Origin of the sequence: Streptomyces sp. NBC_01267, from assembly GCF_036241575.1 — a bacterium.
In the GTDB taxonomy this organism is placed as follows: Bacteria; Actinomycetota; Actinomycetes; order Streptomycetales; family Streptomycetaceae; genus Streptomyces.
Genome location: NZ_CP108455.1, coordinates 4,379,247 through 4,396,228 on the forward strand (window position 1 = coordinate 4,379,247; position 16,982 = coordinate 4,396,228).

The following is a 16,982-nucleotide window of genomic DNA, read 5'->3' on the forward strand; positions in this document are numbered from 1 at the left end:
TGTGTCCGGCTTCCGGCCCCGGTGTCAGAGAACCTCGCGCGTGGTGCGCCGGTACGTGGAGCGGCGGTCCTCGATGTCCGCCCAGCGGTCCCCGTACACGTTCAGGGTGATCCCCGGCTCCCGCAGTGTCGCGCAGCTGTACTTGGTGGCCAGGACGGAACGGTCCCTGCCCCGGTGCCGCCGCCCGCCGTCCCGGCGGATGCGTGGGCGGCCGGGGCGGCCGACTATGGAGGCAGGGCATCCGCCGTCCCGAACCAGGAGGCCCCGTGTGAGCGATCCGCCGGATGTCCCACTGACGGACCTGGCAGCCCTGGACTACCTGGTCGGGGGCGCCACGGTCGGTGTGGGCGTGCTCGACACCGACCTGCGCTTCCGGTACGTCAACCGGGCGCTCGAACGGATCAACGGGATCCCCGCAGCCGAGCACCTGGGCCGCACCGTCACCGACCTGCTGCCGGAGCTCGACGCGCCGATGGACGCGCTGCGCGCGGTGCTCGACGACGGGCGGCCCCGTGATGTGACGCACAGCGGCCGTACGCCCGCGTCGGACGACCCGGGGCTGCGTTTCTGGCAGAGCACCTACCACCGGCTGGAACGGGACGGCGAGGTGCACGGGCTGGTCGCGTTGGTCCTGGAGACCAGTGCCTCGCTCAGCCAGCTGCAGGAACTGGAACACGTACGGCGCCACCTCTCCCTCCTGGACACCGCCGCCACCCGCATCGGCACCACGCTGGACATGAACACCACCTGCCACGAGCTGGCCGACCACGTGGTGCCCGCCCTCGCGGACGTCGCCAGCGTCGAGGTGTTCGTACCGGAGGCCGGCAAGTCCGTACGGCCTGCTCCCGAGGGGGTGACCCGGCTGCGCCGGGCCGGGATGGCCGCCGTACCGGAGCTGCGCGAGGCGGTGCGGCAGTTCGGACAGCCGGGGGAGTACGTCGACTACCCGAAGGGCGGCATCGTCACGCGCTGTCTGGAGACGAACCGGCCGGAGGTGCAGAACCTGATCAGCGACGAGCAGCTGATCCGGTCCTCGCCCCACCCCGAGCGGGTCGCCGCCTACCGTGCCCTCGGATTTCACTCCCTCTGCATCGTGCCGCTCGCGGCCCGGGGCCGTTCGCTGGGCGCGCTGGCCCTCGTCCGGGCCGACGACTCGCCGCACTTCACCGACGAGGACGTGGTGATCGCCAAGGAACTCGCGGCCCGTGCGGTCGTCGACCTGGACCACGCCAGCCACTACACCGTCGAGCACGGCATCGCGCTGGAACTCCAGCGCGCCCTGCTCTCCGAGCCGCGCGAACCCCACCCCCATCTGGAGGTCGCCACCCGCTATCTGGCGGCCGGGCAGGGGGCGGTGGTGGGCGGCGACTGGTTCGACGTCGTGCCGCTGTCGGCCTCCCGCCACCTGAAGGTGATGGGCGATGTGATGGGCCACGGTGTCGAGGCGGCCGTCGCCATGAGCCACTACCGCTCGATGGTGCGGCTGCTGGCCGCCGACGACGTACCGCCGCACCGCATCCTGGAGCGCCTCGACCTCATGGTGGAACGGGCGGGCATCGACCGGGCGGCGACCTGCCTGCTGGCCGTCGTCGACCGGAACCACGGACTGTGCCAGGTGGCCAGCGCGGGCCATCTGCCGCCGGTGTTCATCGACCCCGGATCCCACGGCAGGATCGCCGAGATCCCGGTCGGGCCGCCGCTCGGCACGGGCCTCGGCGGCTACGAGACCGCGGCGGTTTCCTGCGGCCCCGGCACCGTCCTGTTCATGTACACGGACGGGCTGGTGGAGCGGCGGGGCGAGGACATCGAGGCGTCGGTCGGACGGCTGGCCGACCTCAGGCTGCCGCCGAGCGGCAGCCTCGACGACCTGCTGGACGGGGTGCTCGAACGCTTCGGGCACGACGCCGAGGACGACATCGCGGTCCTCGCCTCCCGGACCCGGGTGACGGAGACGGGGTGACACCTCCGGCCTGACCGGAACCTTTGGCAGGACCAGAGCTTTCGGCAGGACCAGAACTTTCAGCTGGGCTGAAACATTCGTACGGTGCCGGCGCATCAAAGGAGAGGGAACGGAAAATCGGGGGCGCGCCGAGCGGGCGGGCGCGGCAGCAGGGGGAGGGCAGAGAGCCATGGGGCAGTCCCGTGCGGACGATTTCAGAGAGTTCGCGGCCGGGCGCGCGAATCATCTCTTCCGCTCCGCCTGTCTGCTGACCAGTGGGGACACACATCTGGCGGAGGATCTGGTGCAGGAGACACTGGGCCGGATGTACGGACTGTGGGGGCGGGTCGCACGGATCGGGAACCCGGCCGGGTACGCCCAGACCGTTCTCGTCCGTACCTTCCTCGCCCACCAGCGGCGGCGCTCCTCGACGGAACGCCCCGTCGGCGAGCTGCCCGAGCGGGCCGTGCCCGGTGGCGGGGACGATCCGGAACTGCGGGTCGCGCTGCTGGCCGCGCTCAGCGCGCTGGCGCCCAAGGACCGGGCGGTGGTGGTGCTGCGGTACTGGGAGGACCGCAGCATCGAGGAGACCGCCGACGCGCTGCACCTCTCATCGGCGGCCGTACGGAGCCGGTCCGTACGGGCCCTGGCCCGGTTGCGCGAGCAACTGGGCGGCAGCCTGGCGGAGTTCGCCGCGCTCTGACGGCGGGCCCGCGGATGTACGACGGCATGACGGCGGCATTCGGAAAGTCTTGATCTTTCGACAACTTTCGGCATCTTTTGACCACATCATCGTGAAGGGGCGGGTTCGGCATGCCATTTGAGGACGAGCTGGGAACGGCACTCCACCGTGCCGCTGACACCTTCGAGCCGGCCGACCGGCCCGCCCTGGTCGACGGCGGGCTGCGCATCGGCCGTCGCAGGGCGGTCCGCCGCCGGGCGGCGGCCGTGACGGGCAGTGTGCTGGCGCTGGCGCTGGTGGGTTCGGCCGGGGCGTACGCGGCCGGGCTGTTCGGCGGCGCGGGGGGCGGCGGGCGTGCCTCGGTGGCCGTCCCGCCGGTGGAGACCGCGAAGCCGGGCCACGGCGGCGCGATCTCCGGGGCGCAGATGGTCAGCACACTGAAGGGGCTGCTCCCCGCCGGGGAGTTCAGCCGGACGGAGGGCCGCGGTACGAGCGACGGGCTCGGCCCGCTGGCCTACGGCGTGTTCGACGACGGGAAGGGCAAGTCGGCGATCTCGCTGTCCGTGGGCCGGGTGGCGGCCCCGGGGGCTGCCACCGCCGACAACGAGCAGGTCACCTGCCCGGACAAGGCGCTCGCCCGGTTCGACGCCTGCCACGCCGAGCGGCTGGCCGACGGGTCGAGGCTGATGATCCTCCAGGGGTACGAGTACCCGGACGGCCGCGCGGACACCAAGGACTGGACGGCCACGCTCCGTACGCCGGACGGTCTGCTGGTCCAGGTGAGCGAGTGGAACGCCGCCCAGGAGAAGGACGCCCCGGTCAGCCGGCCCGAACCGCCGCTCTCGCCCGCCCGGTTGAAGGCTCTGGTGACGGCGGACGCCTGGCGTGCGGTGGGGAAGGCCGTGCCGGTGCCGAAGCCGGAGAAGGCGCCACCGGTGCGGCGGTCGCCGGGCGCCAGTGGCAAGGACATCGGCGCCGCGCTCAGGTCGCTGCTGCCCCACGGGGTGAAGGTCACCGGGTCGGGCGGGCAGCAGGAGGAGTACGCCTATGTCACGGTCGACGACGGCAAGGGCGGCACGTTCGTACAGATCAACGTGCAGCCGAACATGGCCGACGTGGCCGACGAACTCGTCGCGAACGGGCAGCACGTCGAAACGCTCGACGACGGCACGAAGGTCATCACCTCCAAGGAACCGGGGGAGAAGGGCGGAGCCGGAGTCGTCCAGTGGACGGCCGACACCCTGCGCCCGGACGGATTCCGGGTCGTCGTCATGGAGATGAACACCGCCACGCTCCAGGGCCCGGCCACCCGCAAGGCACCCGCGCTCACCATGGAACAGCTGCGCTCCATCGCGGTCAGTGATGCCTGGCTGAAGCTCAGGGGCGCGTAGGCCGTGTCCGACGGTTCCCTCCTGGCCGGGGCGCGGCGGCCGTGTGGTGAACGCCCCGACTGCCCCGCGCCGCGGGCGGGTCACTTCGCGTCGGCGTAGCACTCCACCACCGCCTGCGTGAACGGGAACCGCACCGGGGTCTCCCCGAAGGCGATCCGCCCGGCCAGCTCACCGGCCGCGCGGATCGCCTCGACCACGTCCACCGCCTCGTCCTGCGGGCAGTGCACGATCACCTCGTCGTGCTGGAAGAAGACCAGTTCGGCGCGGAGCCCGGCCATGTGCAGCGACCGCCGCAGCGCGGCCAGCATCAGCAGGGCCCAGTCGGCCGCGCTGCCCTGGACCACGAAGTTCCGGGTGAAGCGCCCCCAGGCGCGCGCGTCCGACGAGGCGCGGCCGGTGGGCGACTCCTCCTGCGGAATTCCCGCCTCCTCGTCGTCCTCGGCCCCCGCCGCCCGCGGGCTGGTCCGCCCCAGCCAGGTCCGTACGAGCCGCCCCTCCTCGCCCGCCCGCGCCGCGTCGTCCACGTACGCCACGGCCGCCGGGAACCGCCGTCGCAGCGCCGCGAGGTTCTTCAGGCCGTCGCCGGACGTCTGGCCGTAGACCGCGCCGAGCAGCGCGATCTTCGCGTGGTCGCGGTCCCCGCTGAACGCCCGCTCGGAGAGCGCCGCGTACAGGTCGCCGTCGTGTCCGGCGACCTCCATCAGTCCCCGGTCGCGGGAGACCGCCGCGAGCACCCGGGGCTCCATCTGGTCGGCGTCGGCCACCACCAGACGCCAGCCCGGGTCCGCGACGACGGCCCGCCGGATCACCTTCGGGATCTGGAGTGCCCCGCCGCCGTTGGTGGTCCACCGTCCGGAGACCGTCCCGCCCGGCTGGTACTCCGGTCGGAACCGCCCCTCGCGCACCCAGTCCTGGAGCCATCCCCAGCCGTGCGCCGTCCAGATCCGGTAGAGCTTCTTGTACTGGACGAGCGGCTTCACCGCCGGGTGGTCGATCCCCTCGATCTCCCAGCGCCGGGTCGACTTCACCTTGATCCCGGCCTCCGCGAAGGCCTTGACGACATCGGCGGACAGCTCCGGTCTGACCCGCCGCCCGAAGGCCGCCGACACCTCGTCGGCCAGCTCCGCCATCCGGCGTGGCTCGCCACCGCCCGCGTACCGCTCGCCCAGCAGCTCGTCCAGCACGGTCCGGTGCACATCGGCCCGCCACGGCAGGCCGTCCCGGCGCATCTCGGCGGCCACCAGCATGCCCGCCGACTCCGAGGCGGTGAGCAGCCGCATCCGGTCCGGGTGTTCGGTGGTCCCGTACCGCCCGAGCTGGTCCGCGTACACCGCGAGGAGCGCGTCGAACTCCACGGTCACGGGCGCCGGTTCGAAGAGCGAGGACTGCGAGCCCGGGGTGGCGGACCTGGGGGGCGGATCGGGCGGTACCGGTGCGTTGCGCAGGCGGGCCCAGGCCGCTGCCGCCGACCGGGGCTCGCCGTACCGCCCGGCGTGGCCGAGCAGCAGCAGCTCCGCGTCCTCGATGTCGTAACACCGCTCGACGCGCACTCCGGCCGCCAGCAGCCGGGGGTAGATCTCGGCCGTCGAGCGCCACACCCACCGGGCGACGTCCGGCCGGGACCTGACCGCCTCGACCAGGTCCGGCTCGAACCGCACGTCCCCGGCGGGCAGCCCGTCCGGGCCGAGGGGTGCGAGCTGTGCCCCGCCACCCTCCGCCGCCGCCAGAGCCCACCGCTCGGTCATGCGATCGAGTGTGACAGCAGGCACTGACAACGGGTGTCTCGTGAGGCGGAGGTGGCCGGGACCGTGGACGATCGGTGGAGGAGCAGCCACGCCGCTCTGCCCGATCCCGATCCTTGACCCCGATCCTGATCCCGATCCTGATCCCGATCCCGACCCCGACCCCGACCCCGACACCGGCATCGATCCCGACCCCGCCGCCGACGGCCTCACCGCCTGCGGCCCTGACGACGGAGGACACCCCCATGGAAGCGATCGTCTTCGAGGAGTTCGGCGGCCCCGAGGTACTCCACCTCACGGAGGCCCCCGAGCCGCACCCGGGTCCCGGCCAGGTCAGGCTGAAGGTGGCCGCCGCCGGGGTGAACGCCCTCGACTACAAGACCCGCCGCGGCTGGATGGAGGCCTTCATGCCGACGAAGCTGCCCTCGATCCCCGGCCGGGAGGTCGCGGGGACGGTGGACGAGGTCGGCGAGGGCGTGACCGCGTTCGCCGTCGGCGACGAGGTGGTGGGCTGGAGCACCACGGGCGGGTACGCGCAGTACGCCCTCGCCGAGACCGTCGCCCCCAAACCGGCCGGTCTCGCCTGGGAGACGGCGGTCGCCCTGCCGGTGGCCGGGGAGACCTCGCAGCGCGTGCTGGACCTGCTGGAGCTGGCGAACGGCGAGACCCTGCTGGTGAACGGCGGTGCGGGCGCGGTCGGTTCGATCGCCGTCCAGCTCGCGGTGGCGAGCGGCGCGACGGTCGTCGCCACCGCGTCCGAGGCCAACCACGACTATCTGCGGGCGCTCGGCGCGATCCCGGTCGTCTACGGCGAGGGCCTCGTCGAACGGGTACGGGCGGTCGCCCCGCAGGGCATCGACGCGGTTTTCGACGTCGCGGGCAAGGGTGCGCTGCCCGACTCGATCGAACTGCGCGGCGGTACGACGGACCGGATCGTCACCATCGCCGACCAGGCGGCTGCCGATATGGGCGTGACGTTCAGCGGGGGCGGCGTGTCCAGCACGGCGGAGGCACTGACCCGGCAGGTCCGGCTGGCGGCGGACGGCACGCTGCGGGTGGAGGTGGCGAAGGTGTTCCCGCTGGCGGAGGCGGCGCGGGCGCAGGCGCTGAGCGAGGAGGGGCACGCACGGGGGAAACTGGTGCTGAAGCCGTGAGCCGGCGGGGGTGAACCGTTCCCGGGCCCTTCCAGGCGTTCTGGATGTTCCGGGTGCTCCGGGTGCTCCGGGTGCTCCGGGTGCTCCGGGTGCTCCGGTGTTCCCGGGGGGGCTCTCTGTCCACAGGCTGTGGACAAGGGATTCACGCCCCGGCGGGGAAGGGAACGGGGTCGCGGGCCGGGGCAGGCGCCGACCTACCCTTGACGCATGGAAGACCTATGGACACGGTGACCGACCGGGCGTTCGCCGCAGCGCTCTACGGGGACGGCGACGACGGTCTGGACACCGGGGCCTCCCTGCTGGCCGCCGATCCGGGGTCCGACCCGGAGCTGGGCCGGCGCGGCGAGGAGTTCCTGCGCCGGGCGTGGCAGCGCGGATGGCAGCCCGCGGACGTCTCGCGGCTGGTCCGGCGCGATCTGACCGAGCGGCACACCCGGCTGCTGGCGGAGCTGATCGCCGCGGAGGTGCGGGCGTACGACCGGCTGCCGCCGCGCTGGCAGGCCCAGTTGGACGAACTGGCGGATCCGGCCGGGGAGACGGCCGGTGCCGGACGGCGGGCGGACCGTTTCTCGTACGCGACAGCCGTCCTTGAGCTGTACCGCCTCCTGCTGCGCCTCCCCACGATCGAACCGGTGGGCGCCGCTCCCGGCGCCGCCGCGCAGCTCCCGCCGCACCACCACGCCGAGCCGCGCATGCTCACCCGCATCCGCGCGCTCCTCGCCAAGGCCGAGGCCACCGACTACGCGGCGGAGGCCGAGGCGCTCAGTGCGAAGGCGCAGGAGCTGATGGCCCGGCACAGCATCGACGAGGCGCGGCTCTCGGCGGAGGGGCGCAGCGCGGACACCCCGGCCGCCTGCCGCATCGGGGTGGACGCTCCCTACGAGACGGCGAAGGCGGTCCTGCTGGACGCGGTCGCCACCGCGAACCGCTGCCGGGCCGTGTGGAACAGCGCCTTCGGCTTCTCCACCGTCGTCGGTTTCGAACCGGACCTGGAAGTCGTCGAGCTGCTCCACACCTCGCTCCTCGTCCAGGGCACGGCCGCGATGACCCGCGCGGAGTCGGCGCAGCGGGCGGGCGGACGCAAGCGGACGAAGACGTTCCGCCAGTCGTTCCTCGCGGCGTACGCGAGCCGCCTGGGTCACCGGCTGGCCGAGGCCGCAGGGCAGGTGACGGCGGCGGAGGCGGGCTCGCTGCTGCCGGTCCTCGCGGCGCGGGACGTGGCGGTGGTGTCGGAGGCGGAGCGGATGTTCCCGGCGACGACGACGAGCCGGGTGCGCGGGGTCTCGGACGAGGCGGGCTGGACGGAGGGTACGGCGGCGGCGGACGCGGCGCGGGTCGGCTGAGGACGCAGGCCTCCGAGGGGGCCGGACGGGCGTGACTTCCGCTCTCACCTTGCGCCCGATATGCCCGGTTGTCCCGCTACTCTCAGGGCCATGAGCTGGCTCCGAGCCCTGTCCACGACCGCCCAGGCGGGGCTGAAGATCGAACGGCAGCGCATGGAGCCGCTCCTCGCCTTCCGGGGCACCGCGGGACTCGCCCTCGTCGTTCTCCTGAGCCTCGCGATCTTCGGTCCGGGCGTGGCCGCCAGCTCCGCCTTCGGCGCGTACCAGGCCGGTGTCGCCACCTTCGAGCGCAGCTGGCAGGCCAGGCCCCTGCTGGCGCTGCTGTCCGGGGCGACCCTCGCCGTATCGACCTTCCTCGGCTACCTGTCCGGATCCCACATCGGCGTGTTCATGGCGCTGATCGCGCTCTGGACGTTCGTGGCGGGGCTGGCCTGGGCGGCCGGGCCGACGGCCGGACTCATCGCCTCGTCCAACGTCGCGATGATGCTGGTGACCGTCACCCTCCCCACCTCCGTGCTCACCGCCGTGGGCCATGCCGCGATGATCGCGGTGGGCGCGCTCGTCCAGGCCGGACTCGTCGTCCTCTTCCCGGTCCGCCGCTGGGGCCACCAGCGCGACTCCCTCGCGGACGCGCTCGCCGCCGAGGCCGACTACGCCCGGCGGCTGCGCCAGGATCCGGTCGCGCCCTTCGACCCGGTGCCGTTCATGGACGCCCGCCAGGCCGCGGCCGTCACCCCGCGCGAGGCCCGCCGCCGCCCCGCCGCCCTGCACGGCACCCGGGGCCTCGCCGAGCGCGTCAGGCCGGTGCTCGCCTCGCTCGCCGACCCGGCCGTCGGAGCCGCCGCCGAGGGGGCGGAGCGGGACCGGGCGCTGGAACTGCTGGCCGCCGCCGCCTCCGTACTGGACACCGCGGCCCGCACCATCCGGCACGGCGAACCGGTCGCCTCCCCCACCCAGGCTCTCGCCGTACTGGAGGCCCCCGACAACGCCGAAGTGCTCACCGGCCCCGCCCGCCGCGCCGCGGTCCGCCTGTCCGCCCTGCTCCGCGATGTGACCGAGGCGGCGCAGGGCGAGGGCAGCAGGCCCGAGTCCGAACCCCTGCTGCGCCCCGCGCTGGTACGCATGGTCCCGTCCGCACTGGAGAAGATGCGCAAGGAGCTGCGCACCCACGAATCAGCCGTCCTGCGGCACGCGATCCGCACCTCGGTGGTCGCCGCCGGCGGCTATCTCATCGGCATCGCGCTCCCGTTCGGCCACGGCTACTGGGTGCCGCTGGCCGCCGTGATGGTGATGCGCCCGGACTTCTCCCAGACGTACGGCCGCGCGGTCGCCCGGCTGTGCGGCACCCTCCTCGGGGTCGCGTTCGCCACCGCGGTCGTCCAGCTGGCCGACCCGGGACCCGTCGTCTCGGGGGCCCTCGCGGTGCTCTGCGCCGGGCTGAACTTCCTGCTGATGCGTACGGGCTACGCCGCCACCTCGGCCTGTATCGCGGCGTACGTCGTCTTCCTGCTCGACATGAGCGGACTCGAACTCGGCCAGACCATCCGGGACCGCGTCGTCCTCACGCTCGTCGGCGGACTGCTCGCGATGGTCTCGTACGCCGTCTACCCGGCCTGGGAGACGCCCCGGCTGCGCAACCGCCTCGCCGACTGGCTGATCGCCGACGGCCGCTACGCCGCCGCGGTGATCGCGTACTACGCGGACCCCGCGGGCGCCCGCCAGACCGCCGTGCGCGAGGCGGTGCTGGCCGCCCGCGCCGCCCGCATCGACTGGCAGGAAGCCGTGGAGCGGGCGGCCCACGAGCCCGTGCGTCACCGGGGGATCTCCCGCGCGGCGGCCTCCGACGCCGAGGACGCGATGGCCCAGCTGAGCCGCGCCGCCATGCTGATGGAGGCGCATCTGCCCGGCCGCACCACCGCCCCCGTACCGGCGGCGCAGCAGGTGGCCGACGCGCTGCGGCGGGCCACCGAGCGGGGCGCCAGGGACATCCGGGCCCGGCGGGTGCCGCACTGGGACGAGGTGCGGGAGGCGCTCGCCCGCTGGGACGGCGAAGGCGTTCCCGACCAGGTCGTACGCAGCGGGGCCGACCTGCTCCTGGACGCCCTCGACGAACTCACCGACGCTCTGGACGACGAAGGGCCGCGCGCCAAGGGCGACTTGGCCCCGCGGTCCGGAGGGGCGTGACGGTCCCGGACGGCGCCTCCCGGCCCCCGCACCCGCTCCGGACCCACCCGCTACGGGTTCGGCAGCTTCAGCCCGCCCGGGAGCTTCCCGCCGTCGGTCTTCTTGAAGGTGTCCTTGAGCCCGGCGTCCCACGAGACCGTCATGGTCCTGCCGTCGGCGGACTCGATCGACCCCATGGTCCGGTCGGTGTTCCCGTCCGGGCACGTGAGCGACAGCATCGGCTTGCCCATGTCGGCCACCGTGCCCGTGCAGACGTGCTGGCCCGCGATGGCGGCCTGCTTGCCCTGGATCACCAGCGCCGTGGACTTCCCGTCGGTGGTGGCGAGCCAACTGCCCTCGACGTCAGCTGACTTCGCACCGCTGTCGCCGCTCCCGGCGCCGCCGGAGCTCGCCGACGGGGCGGGGGCGGCGGTCTTCTGACTGTCCGAGGCGTCGGAACTCTTGTCGTTGCTGCTGGAACAGCCGCTGATCACCAGGACCGTTGCCAGACCCGCGAGGGCTGCGCCGCTGGTACGTACGAACCTGTTCACTTCATCTCCCCCTGAGTTCGAGACGGGCGCGCCGGAGCGCCGGAACGCCGGAAGCGCGGAACGCGCCAAACTACCAGGGAGCCGGATCGAAGCGCCGCGCGTCACAGTGAATGAGAACGCTTTCAGGGGCAAAGCTGTAGTGGAACGAACACCCCGTGTGCACGTGCATTTGCTCATGCATCGGCATGTGAACACAGCTATGATCCAGGACAGTTGACATCTGTACTTCCGTACTTCTGCACTTCCCGGGAGCGACCTGTGCACCACGCGTACAACGGCATGGCGGCCACAGCACTTCACGGGGTCGTCTGGCAGAAGAGTGAGCAGAGCAACTCGCAGGGATCGTGCGTGGAGTTCGCCAAACTGCCCGGCGGTGATGTGGCGGTGCGCAATTCACGCCATCCCGAAGGGCCGGCCCTCGTCTACACCCCGGCGGAGATAGCGGCCATGCTGATCGGCGTGAAGGCCGGGGAGTTCGACCACCTCGTGGCCGGGGCGGAAACGGACCAGCCGTAGCCGGCCCTGCCCACGCCGTGCGACGCTGTACGGCGCCCGGCGAAGACCGGCCGGACAGATCCTCTAGTCGGCGGTGTGCAGCCGGAAGAGTGCCCAGACCACCTTGCCGCTCAGCGTGCCCGCCAACGGGTGCCATCCCCAGCTGTCGGCGAAGGAGTCCACCAGGAAGAGCCCGCGGCCCGACTCGGCGGCGAAGTCGCCCACGTCGCGCGCGCTGGGGCCCTCGTCGCTGGGGTCACGGACCGCGCACACCAGCCGTGAGGTCCACCGCATCAGGTGCAGCCGGACCGGGGCGTCCTCGTTCCTCGGGGCGTCGGCGGGCAGCGCGTGCCGCAACGCGTTGGTGACGAGTTCGGACGCGACCAGCGCGACGTCGTCGAACCGTTCGCAGAGACCCCAGGAGCCGAGCGTCGACTTGGTGAACTGCCGCGCCCCGCGCACCGCTTCGAAGCGTGGCGGCAGCGAGCACGAAGCAGAACTGGACACGGCCGCGGGGTCGATGGGGGGAAGCCCCTGCCTTAACGGCTCGAGCATGGTCGATCCATTCGTCCCCATGCGAGGCACTCCCGGGATTCGCGGCCGTAGCCAGCGTGCGGTGGTACGAGAACGCAGGTGCGCGGGGACCATGGTTCCGAATGCGCAGGGCAGATGCAAGGGCAGATGCACGTGCACGCGCCGGACTTGCGCGGGCCCGTACCGTTTCTTGGTCATTTCTTCCTGCGGCTGATTTTCGAGCTTTGCTCTTTCTGTAATCGATTGAGTACGGGGTGAAGCGTTTTGATGGCAGACTGCGCGTCACATCGCGACCGGGGAGGGTTGGAAACGTGCCAGGAGGCGAGTCATGGGGTTCTCCCCAGACGTTGAGCCCCGGGGGAGGTTCTGTTGTACGGCGCATTCTGCTGGGCTCACAGCTCAGGCGCCTGCGCGAATCACGCGGGATCACCCGCGAGGCGGCCGGATATTCGATCCGCGCGTCCGAATCCAAGATCAGCCGCATGGAGTTGGGACGGGTGAGCTTCAAGGCCAGGGACGTAGAGGATCTCCTCACGCTCTACGGAGTGATCGACGACGCGGAGCGAGCGGCCCTCCTCGGTCTGGCCAAGGAGGCCAACTTGGCGGGCTGGTGGCACAGTTACGGCGACGTACTGCCCGGCTGGTTCCAGACGTACGTCGGACTCGAAGGCGCTGCCTCGCTGATCCGTGCGTACGAAGTGCAGTTCGTGCACGGCTTGTTGCAGACCGAGGCGTACGCCCACGCGGTCGTCTCGCGCGGCAACCCCAAGGCGTCGACCGCCGAGATCGACCGGCGCGTCGCGCTGCGCCTGGAGCGGCAGAAGGCGCTGGTCTCGGAGAGCGCGCCGCAACTCCATGCCGTACTCGACGAAGCGGCGCTGCGCCGCCCGTACGGCGACCGGAACGTGATGCGGGGCCAGTTGCAGCACCTCATGGAGATCTCCGAGCAGCCGAACGTCACGCTCCAGGTGATGCCCTTCAGCTTCGGCGGGCACGCGGGGGAGAGCGGCGCCTTCACGCTGCTGCGCTTCCCGGAGTCCGATCTGTCGGACCTCGTCTACCTGGAACAGCTGACCAGTTCGCTGTATCTGGACAAGCCCGAAGAGGTCGCGCAGTACGAGCAGGTCATGGAGGAACTCCAGCGCGAGAGCCCGGATCCGGCGGGCAGCCGGGACGTTCTCCGTGGTCTACTCCAACTCTCGTAATACGTAAGTACGATGACGTCACATCAGGAGTCTGTACCAGCAGTAGCAGTAGGGGATGACATGTCCTTCTTCACCGAGCTGGCCCACCAGTACATCGACGGCGCGTGGCGGACCGGCAGTGGCTCGTGGGACATCATCGACTTCAACCCGTACAACGGCGAGAAGCTGGCCTCGATCACCGTGGCGACGGTCGACGAGGTCGACGAGGCCTACCGTGCCGCCGAACGCGCGCAGCAGGCCTGGGCGCAGACCAATCCGTACACCCGCCGGCTCGTCTTCGAGCGGGCGCTGCGGATCACCGAGGAGCGCGAGACCGCGATCGTCGAGGCGATGATCGAGGAACTCGGCGGGACCCGGGTCAAGGCGGAGTACGAGGTCCGCGCGGCGAAGGAGTTCCTGCGCGAGGCGATACAGCTCGCGGTGCGCCCGGAGGGACGGATCCTGCCGTCCCCGGTGGACGGCAAGGAGAACCGCGTCTACCGGCTGCCGGTCGGCGTCGTCGGTGTGATCAGCCCCTTCAACTTCCCGTTCCTGATCACCCTCAAGTCGGTCGCGCCCGCGCTGGCGCTGGGCAACGCGGTGGTCGTCAAGCCGAACCAGAACGCGCCCGTCGTCGGCGGCGGCCTGATCGCCAAGATCTTCGAGGACGCGGGCCTGCCGGGCGGGCTGCTGAACGTCCTCGTCACCGACATCGCCGAGATCGGTGACGCGCTCATCGAGCACCCGGTGCCCAAGGTGATCTCGTTCGCGGGCTCCGACCGGGTGGGCCGCCACGTCGGCGCGGTCGCGGGCAGCCACTTCAAGCGGGCCATCCTGGAACTCAGCGGCAACAGCGCCCTCGTGGTGCTCGACGACGCGGACCTGGACTACGCGGTCGACGCGGCGATTTTCAGCCGTTTCGCGTACCAGGGTCAGGTCTGCATGGCGGCCAACCGGATCCTGGTGGACCGCGGCGTCGCGGACCGGTTCGCCGAGAAGTTCACCGAGCGCGTGGCGGCGCTCAGGACCGGCGATCCCGCCGACCCGGAGACCCACATCGGCCCGGTCATCAACGGCTTCCAGGCCGAGGCGCTGACCAACCTCGTGGACCAGGCCGTGGCGGAGGGCGCCACGGCGCTCGTCCGGGGCACCACGCACGGCAATCTGGTCGAACCCACGGTCCTGGCCGGGCTGCCCGCCGACTCCCCGCTGCACCAGCAGGAGATCTTCGGTCCGGTGGTGCTGCTGGTGACCTTCGACGGTGAGGACGACGCCGTACGGCTGGCCAACGACAGCCCGTACGGCCTGAGCGGCGCCGTGCACACCGCCGATGTGGAGCGGGGCGTGCGGTTCGCCAAGCGGGTCGTCACCGGCATGATGCATGTCAACGACTCGACGATCCAGGACGAGCCGCTGGTGGCCTTCGGCGGTGAGAAGTACTCGGGGCTCGGGCGGCTGAACGGTGACTCGACGGTGGAGGCGTTCACCACCCAGAAGTGGATCTCGATCCAGCACGGCCGTACGGACTTCCCGTTCTGATGTGCCGGGACGTGCTGCGGCCTGACGTGCCGTGGTCTGACGTGCCGCGGTCGGATGCCGTCGGCTGAGCAGGCCGGGCGCGCGAGCGAAGGCTCTACGCTGGGCCCATGTCAGCGATCCGTCTGCTCGTCCTCGGTGCGGTCCGCCAGCACGGGCGGGCACACGGCTACCAGGTGCGCAACGACCTGGAGTACTGGGGCGCCCACGAGTGGTCCAGCGCCAAGCCGGGCTCCATCTACCACGCCCTGAAGCAGCTGGCGAAGCAAGGCCTGCTGCTGGCCCACGAGACCGCGCCGAGCACCGCGGGCGGGCCGCCGCGCACCGAGTACGAGCTGACGCCGGCCGGCCGGTCCGAGTACCTCGGACTGCTGCGTGCGGCCCTGGTCGGCCACGACCAGAAGATGGACGTGCTGTCGGCGGCGCTCGGCTGCATCGTCGACCTGGAGCGGGCCGAGGCCGTCGGGCTGCTGAAGGAACGGGTGCGCGGGATCGAGGCCTGGCGGGCCGAGGTGACCGAGCGCTACATCCCCGAGGAGGGGCCGCAGCAGCTCGGTCACATCGGCGAGATCATGAACCTCTGGGTCCATACGGCGGACGGCGGGGCCGAGTGGACGCGCGGGCTGATCGAGCGGATCGAGGGCGGGGCGTACGTGTTCGCGGGCGAGGGCGAGCCCTTCGTGGGGGTCCTCGCCGAGGGCGAGGAGAACCCGTACGCCCGGCCCGATCCGAACGCCCGGAACCCGTGAGCCCGGCCTGATCCGAACGCCCAGGACCCTTGTCCGGCCGGACAGGTCCCAGGGCAGGTCCCAGCACAGGTCCTAGTGGTGGAAGGCCGTCGCCAGCGTCTTGCTCCGCTCCAACGGCGCCGACTGGCGCCGCAGTTCGGGCAGCAGCCCTTCCAGGTCGCCCACCAGGAGGTCCGACAGGTCCTCGGAGAAGCCGTTGCGGCAGACCACCCGCAGCACCGAGAGGTCCTGCCGGTTCTCGGGGAAGGTGTACGCCGGTACCAGCCAGCCCCGTTCGCGCAGCCGCCGGGACACGTCGAAGACGTCGAAGTGCGTGTTGTCGGGGGCGGTGGTGAAGGCGAACACCGGCAGTTCGTTGCCCCGCGTCAGGAGCCGGAAGTCGCCGAACGCCTCGATCCGCCCGGCCAGTTTCTCCGCGATGGTCCTGCTCGTCTGCTGGACGGCCCGGTAGCCGTCCTTCCCGAGCCGCAGGAACGAGTAGTACTGCGCCACCACTTGTGCTCCCGGCCGGGAGAAGTTGAGCGCGAAGGTCGGCATGTCGCCGCCCAAGTAGTTGACGCGGAAGACCAGTTCCTCGGGCAGCTCCTCGGCGGACCGCCACAGGGCCCAGCCGACACCGGGGTAGACGAGGCCGTACTTGTGGCCCGAGGTGTTGATCGAGGAGACCCGCGGCAGCCTGAAGTCCCAGACCAGGTCCTCGTCCAGGAAGGGGGCGACCATCGCGCCGGACGCGCCGTCGACATGGACGGGGATGTCCAGGCCGGTCCGTTCCTGGAGGGCGTCCAGGGCCGCGCAGAGCTCGGCGACCGGTTCGTACGAACCGTCGAAGGTGGAGCCGAGCACGGCCACCACGCCGATGGTGTTCTCGTCACAGAGGTCCGCCGCGGCCTGCGGGTCGAGGTGGAAACGGTCACCCTCCATGGGGACCAGGCGCGCCTCGACCTCCCAGAAGTTGCAGAACTTCTCCCAGCAGACCTGGACGTTGACGCCCATGACGAGGTTCGGCCGGGCGGTCGCCGGATAGCGGTCCGCGTTCCGCTTCGCCCAGCGGCGCTTCAGCGCCATGCCCGCGAGCATGCACGCCTCGCTGGAGCCGGTCGTGGAACAGCCCACGGCCGTCGCGGGATCCGGTGCGTTCCACAGATCGGCGAGCATCACGACACAGCGCCGCTCCAGTTCGGCGGTGCGCGGGTACTCGTCCTTGTCGATCATGTTCTTGTCCCGGCACTCCGCGAGGAGCACATCGGCCTGCGGCTCCATCCACGTCGTGACGAACGTGGCCAGGTTGAGCCGGGAGTTGCCGTCCAGCATCAGCTCGTCATGGACCAGTTGGTACGCGCTCGACGGCGGCAGTGGGCCGTCGGGGAGCCGGTGCTTGGGCGGCGCGGTGTCCATACCGGCGACCGGATTCGCTTCGCCGAAGAAGGGGTTGACCGCGACGGTCGCCGCCCTCTTCGCCTTGGATCCGTCCGCGCCTCGGTGCAGTGCCATGGTTCGCGCTCGCCTTCCGCTAGCTGGT

Annotated in this window: 14 protein-coding genes; 10 read left to right on the top strand and 4 right to left on the bottom strand. The window is 71.7% G+C overall.

Translation table 11 applies throughout. From position 1 onward, the window contains the following. Nucleotides 1-226: 226 nt before the first annotated feature. The 3 genes from OG709_RS20115 (at nucleotide 227) to OG709_RS20125 (ending at nucleotide 4,012) form a co-directional block, all read left to right on the top strand. The gene (locus OG709_RS20115; protein ID WP_329167282.1) at nucleotides 227-1,960 is read left to right on the top strand and encodes a SpoIIE family protein phosphatase; all 1,734 of its coding nucleotides are present in this window, start codon (nucleotides 227-229) and stop codon (nucleotides 1,958-1,960) included. 169 nt (nucleotides 1,961-2,129) lie between these two features. Next, nucleotides 2,130-2,642: a SigE family RNA polymerase sigma factor gene (locus OG709_RS20120; protein WP_250305490.1), complete on the top strand. Its 513-nt coding sequence runs from the start codon at nucleotides 2,130-2,132 to the stop codon at nucleotides 2,640-2,642. 110 nt (nucleotides 2,643-2,752) lie between these two features. After that, entirely contained in the window at nucleotides 2,753-4,012 is a 1,260-nt protein-coding gene (locus tag OG709_RS20125) for a hypothetical protein (protein WP_329167285.1), read from the top strand. Between the two features lie 80 nt (nucleotides 4,013-4,092). Here the strand turns inward: OG709_RS20125 and OG709_RS20130 are convergent, their stop codons facing one another. Further along, nucleotides 4,093-5,757, bottom strand: a complete 1,665-nt coding sequence (locus OG709_RS20130) for a bifunctional 3'-5' exonuclease/DNA polymerase (RefSeq protein ID WP_329167287.1) — start codon at nucleotides 5,755-5,757, stop codon at nucleotides 4,093-4,095. Nucleotides 5,758-5,999: 242 nt separating this feature from the next. On the opposite strand from OG709_RS20130, the gene OG709_RS20135 reads away from it, so the two are divergent. The 3 genes from OG709_RS20135 (at nucleotide 6,000) to OG709_RS20145 (ending at nucleotide 10,435) form a co-directional block, all read left to right on the top strand. After that, the gene (locus OG709_RS20135; RefSeq protein WP_329167289.1) at nucleotides 6,000-6,908 is read left to right on the top strand and encodes an NADP-dependent oxidoreductase; all 909 of its coding nucleotides are present in this window, start codon (nucleotides 6,000-6,002) and stop codon (nucleotides 6,906-6,908) included. A 218-nt stretch (nucleotides 6,909-7,126) separates the two neighbouring features. Continuing rightward, nucleotides 7,127-8,251 (top strand): DUF2786 domain-containing protein, encoded by a 1,125-nt coding sequence (locus OG709_RS20140; protein WP_329167291.1) that lies wholly within the window; start codon nucleotides 7,127-7,129, stop codon nucleotides 8,249-8,251. Nucleotides 8,252-8,341: 90 nt separating this feature from the next. Then, entirely contained in the window at nucleotides 8,342-10,435 is a 2,094-nt protein-coding gene (locus OG709_RS20145; protein ID WP_329167293.1) for an FUSC family protein, read from the top strand. Between the two features lie 50 nt (nucleotides 10,436-10,485). On the opposite strand, the gene OG709_RS20150 is transcribed toward OG709_RS20145, so the two are convergent. Beyond that, nucleotides 10,486-10,965 (bottom strand): hypothetical protein, encoded by a 480-nt coding sequence (locus OG709_RS20150; RefSeq protein ID WP_266641550.1) that lies wholly within the window; start codon nucleotides 10,963-10,965, stop codon nucleotides 10,486-10,488. A gap of 258 nt (nucleotides 10,966-11,223) precedes the next feature. Between OG709_RS20150 and OG709_RS20155 the strand changes: the two genes are divergently transcribed. Next, nucleotides 11,224-11,481, top strand: coding sequence for a DUF397 domain-containing protein (locus tag OG709_RS20155; RefSeq protein WP_250305483.1), 258 nt, complete (start codon nucleotides 11,224-11,226; stop codon nucleotides 11,479-11,481). Between the two features lie 63 nt (nucleotides 11,482-11,544). Here the strand turns inward: OG709_RS20155 and OG709_RS20160 are convergent, their stop codons facing one another. Further along, nucleotides 11,545-12,036 (bottom strand): ATP-binding protein, encoded by a 492-nt coding sequence (locus OG709_RS20160; RefSeq protein WP_250305482.1) that lies wholly within the window; start codon nucleotides 12,034-12,036, stop codon nucleotides 11,545-11,547. 269 nt (nucleotides 12,037-12,305) lie between these two features. Here OG709_RS20160 and OG709_RS20165 point away from each other — a divergent pair, with 269 nt between their 5' ends. The 3 genes from OG709_RS20165 (at nucleotide 12,306) to OG709_RS20175 (ending at nucleotide 15,463) form a co-directional block, all read left to right on the top strand. Then, the gene (locus OG709_RS20165) at nucleotides 12,306-13,199 is read left to right on the top strand and encodes a helix-turn-helix domain-containing protein (RefSeq protein ID WP_374211361.1); all 894 of its coding nucleotides are present in this window, start codon (nucleotides 12,306-12,308) and stop codon (nucleotides 13,197-13,199) included. Nucleotides 13,200-13,259: 60 nt separating this feature from the next. Next, complete coding sequence (locus tag OG709_RS20170; protein WP_250305480.1) at nucleotides 13,260-14,717, top strand: aldehyde dehydrogenase family protein; 1,458 nt, start codon at nucleotides 13,260-13,262, stop codon at nucleotides 14,715-14,717. A gap of 107 nt (nucleotides 14,718-14,824) precedes the next feature. Beyond that, nucleotides 14,825-15,463, top strand: coding sequence for a PadR family transcriptional regulator (locus tag OG709_RS20175; protein ID WP_250305479.1), 639 nt, complete (start codon nucleotides 14,825-14,827; stop codon nucleotides 15,461-15,463). A 72-nt stretch (nucleotides 15,464-15,535) separates the two neighbouring features. On the opposite strand, the gene OG709_RS20180 is transcribed toward OG709_RS20175, so the two are convergent. After that, complete coding sequence (locus OG709_RS20180; RefSeq protein WP_250305478.1) at nucleotides 15,536-16,954, bottom strand: glutamate decarboxylase; 1,419 nt, start codon at nucleotides 16,952-16,954, stop codon at nucleotides 15,536-15,538. Nucleotides 16,955-16,982 lie beyond the last annotated feature (28 nt).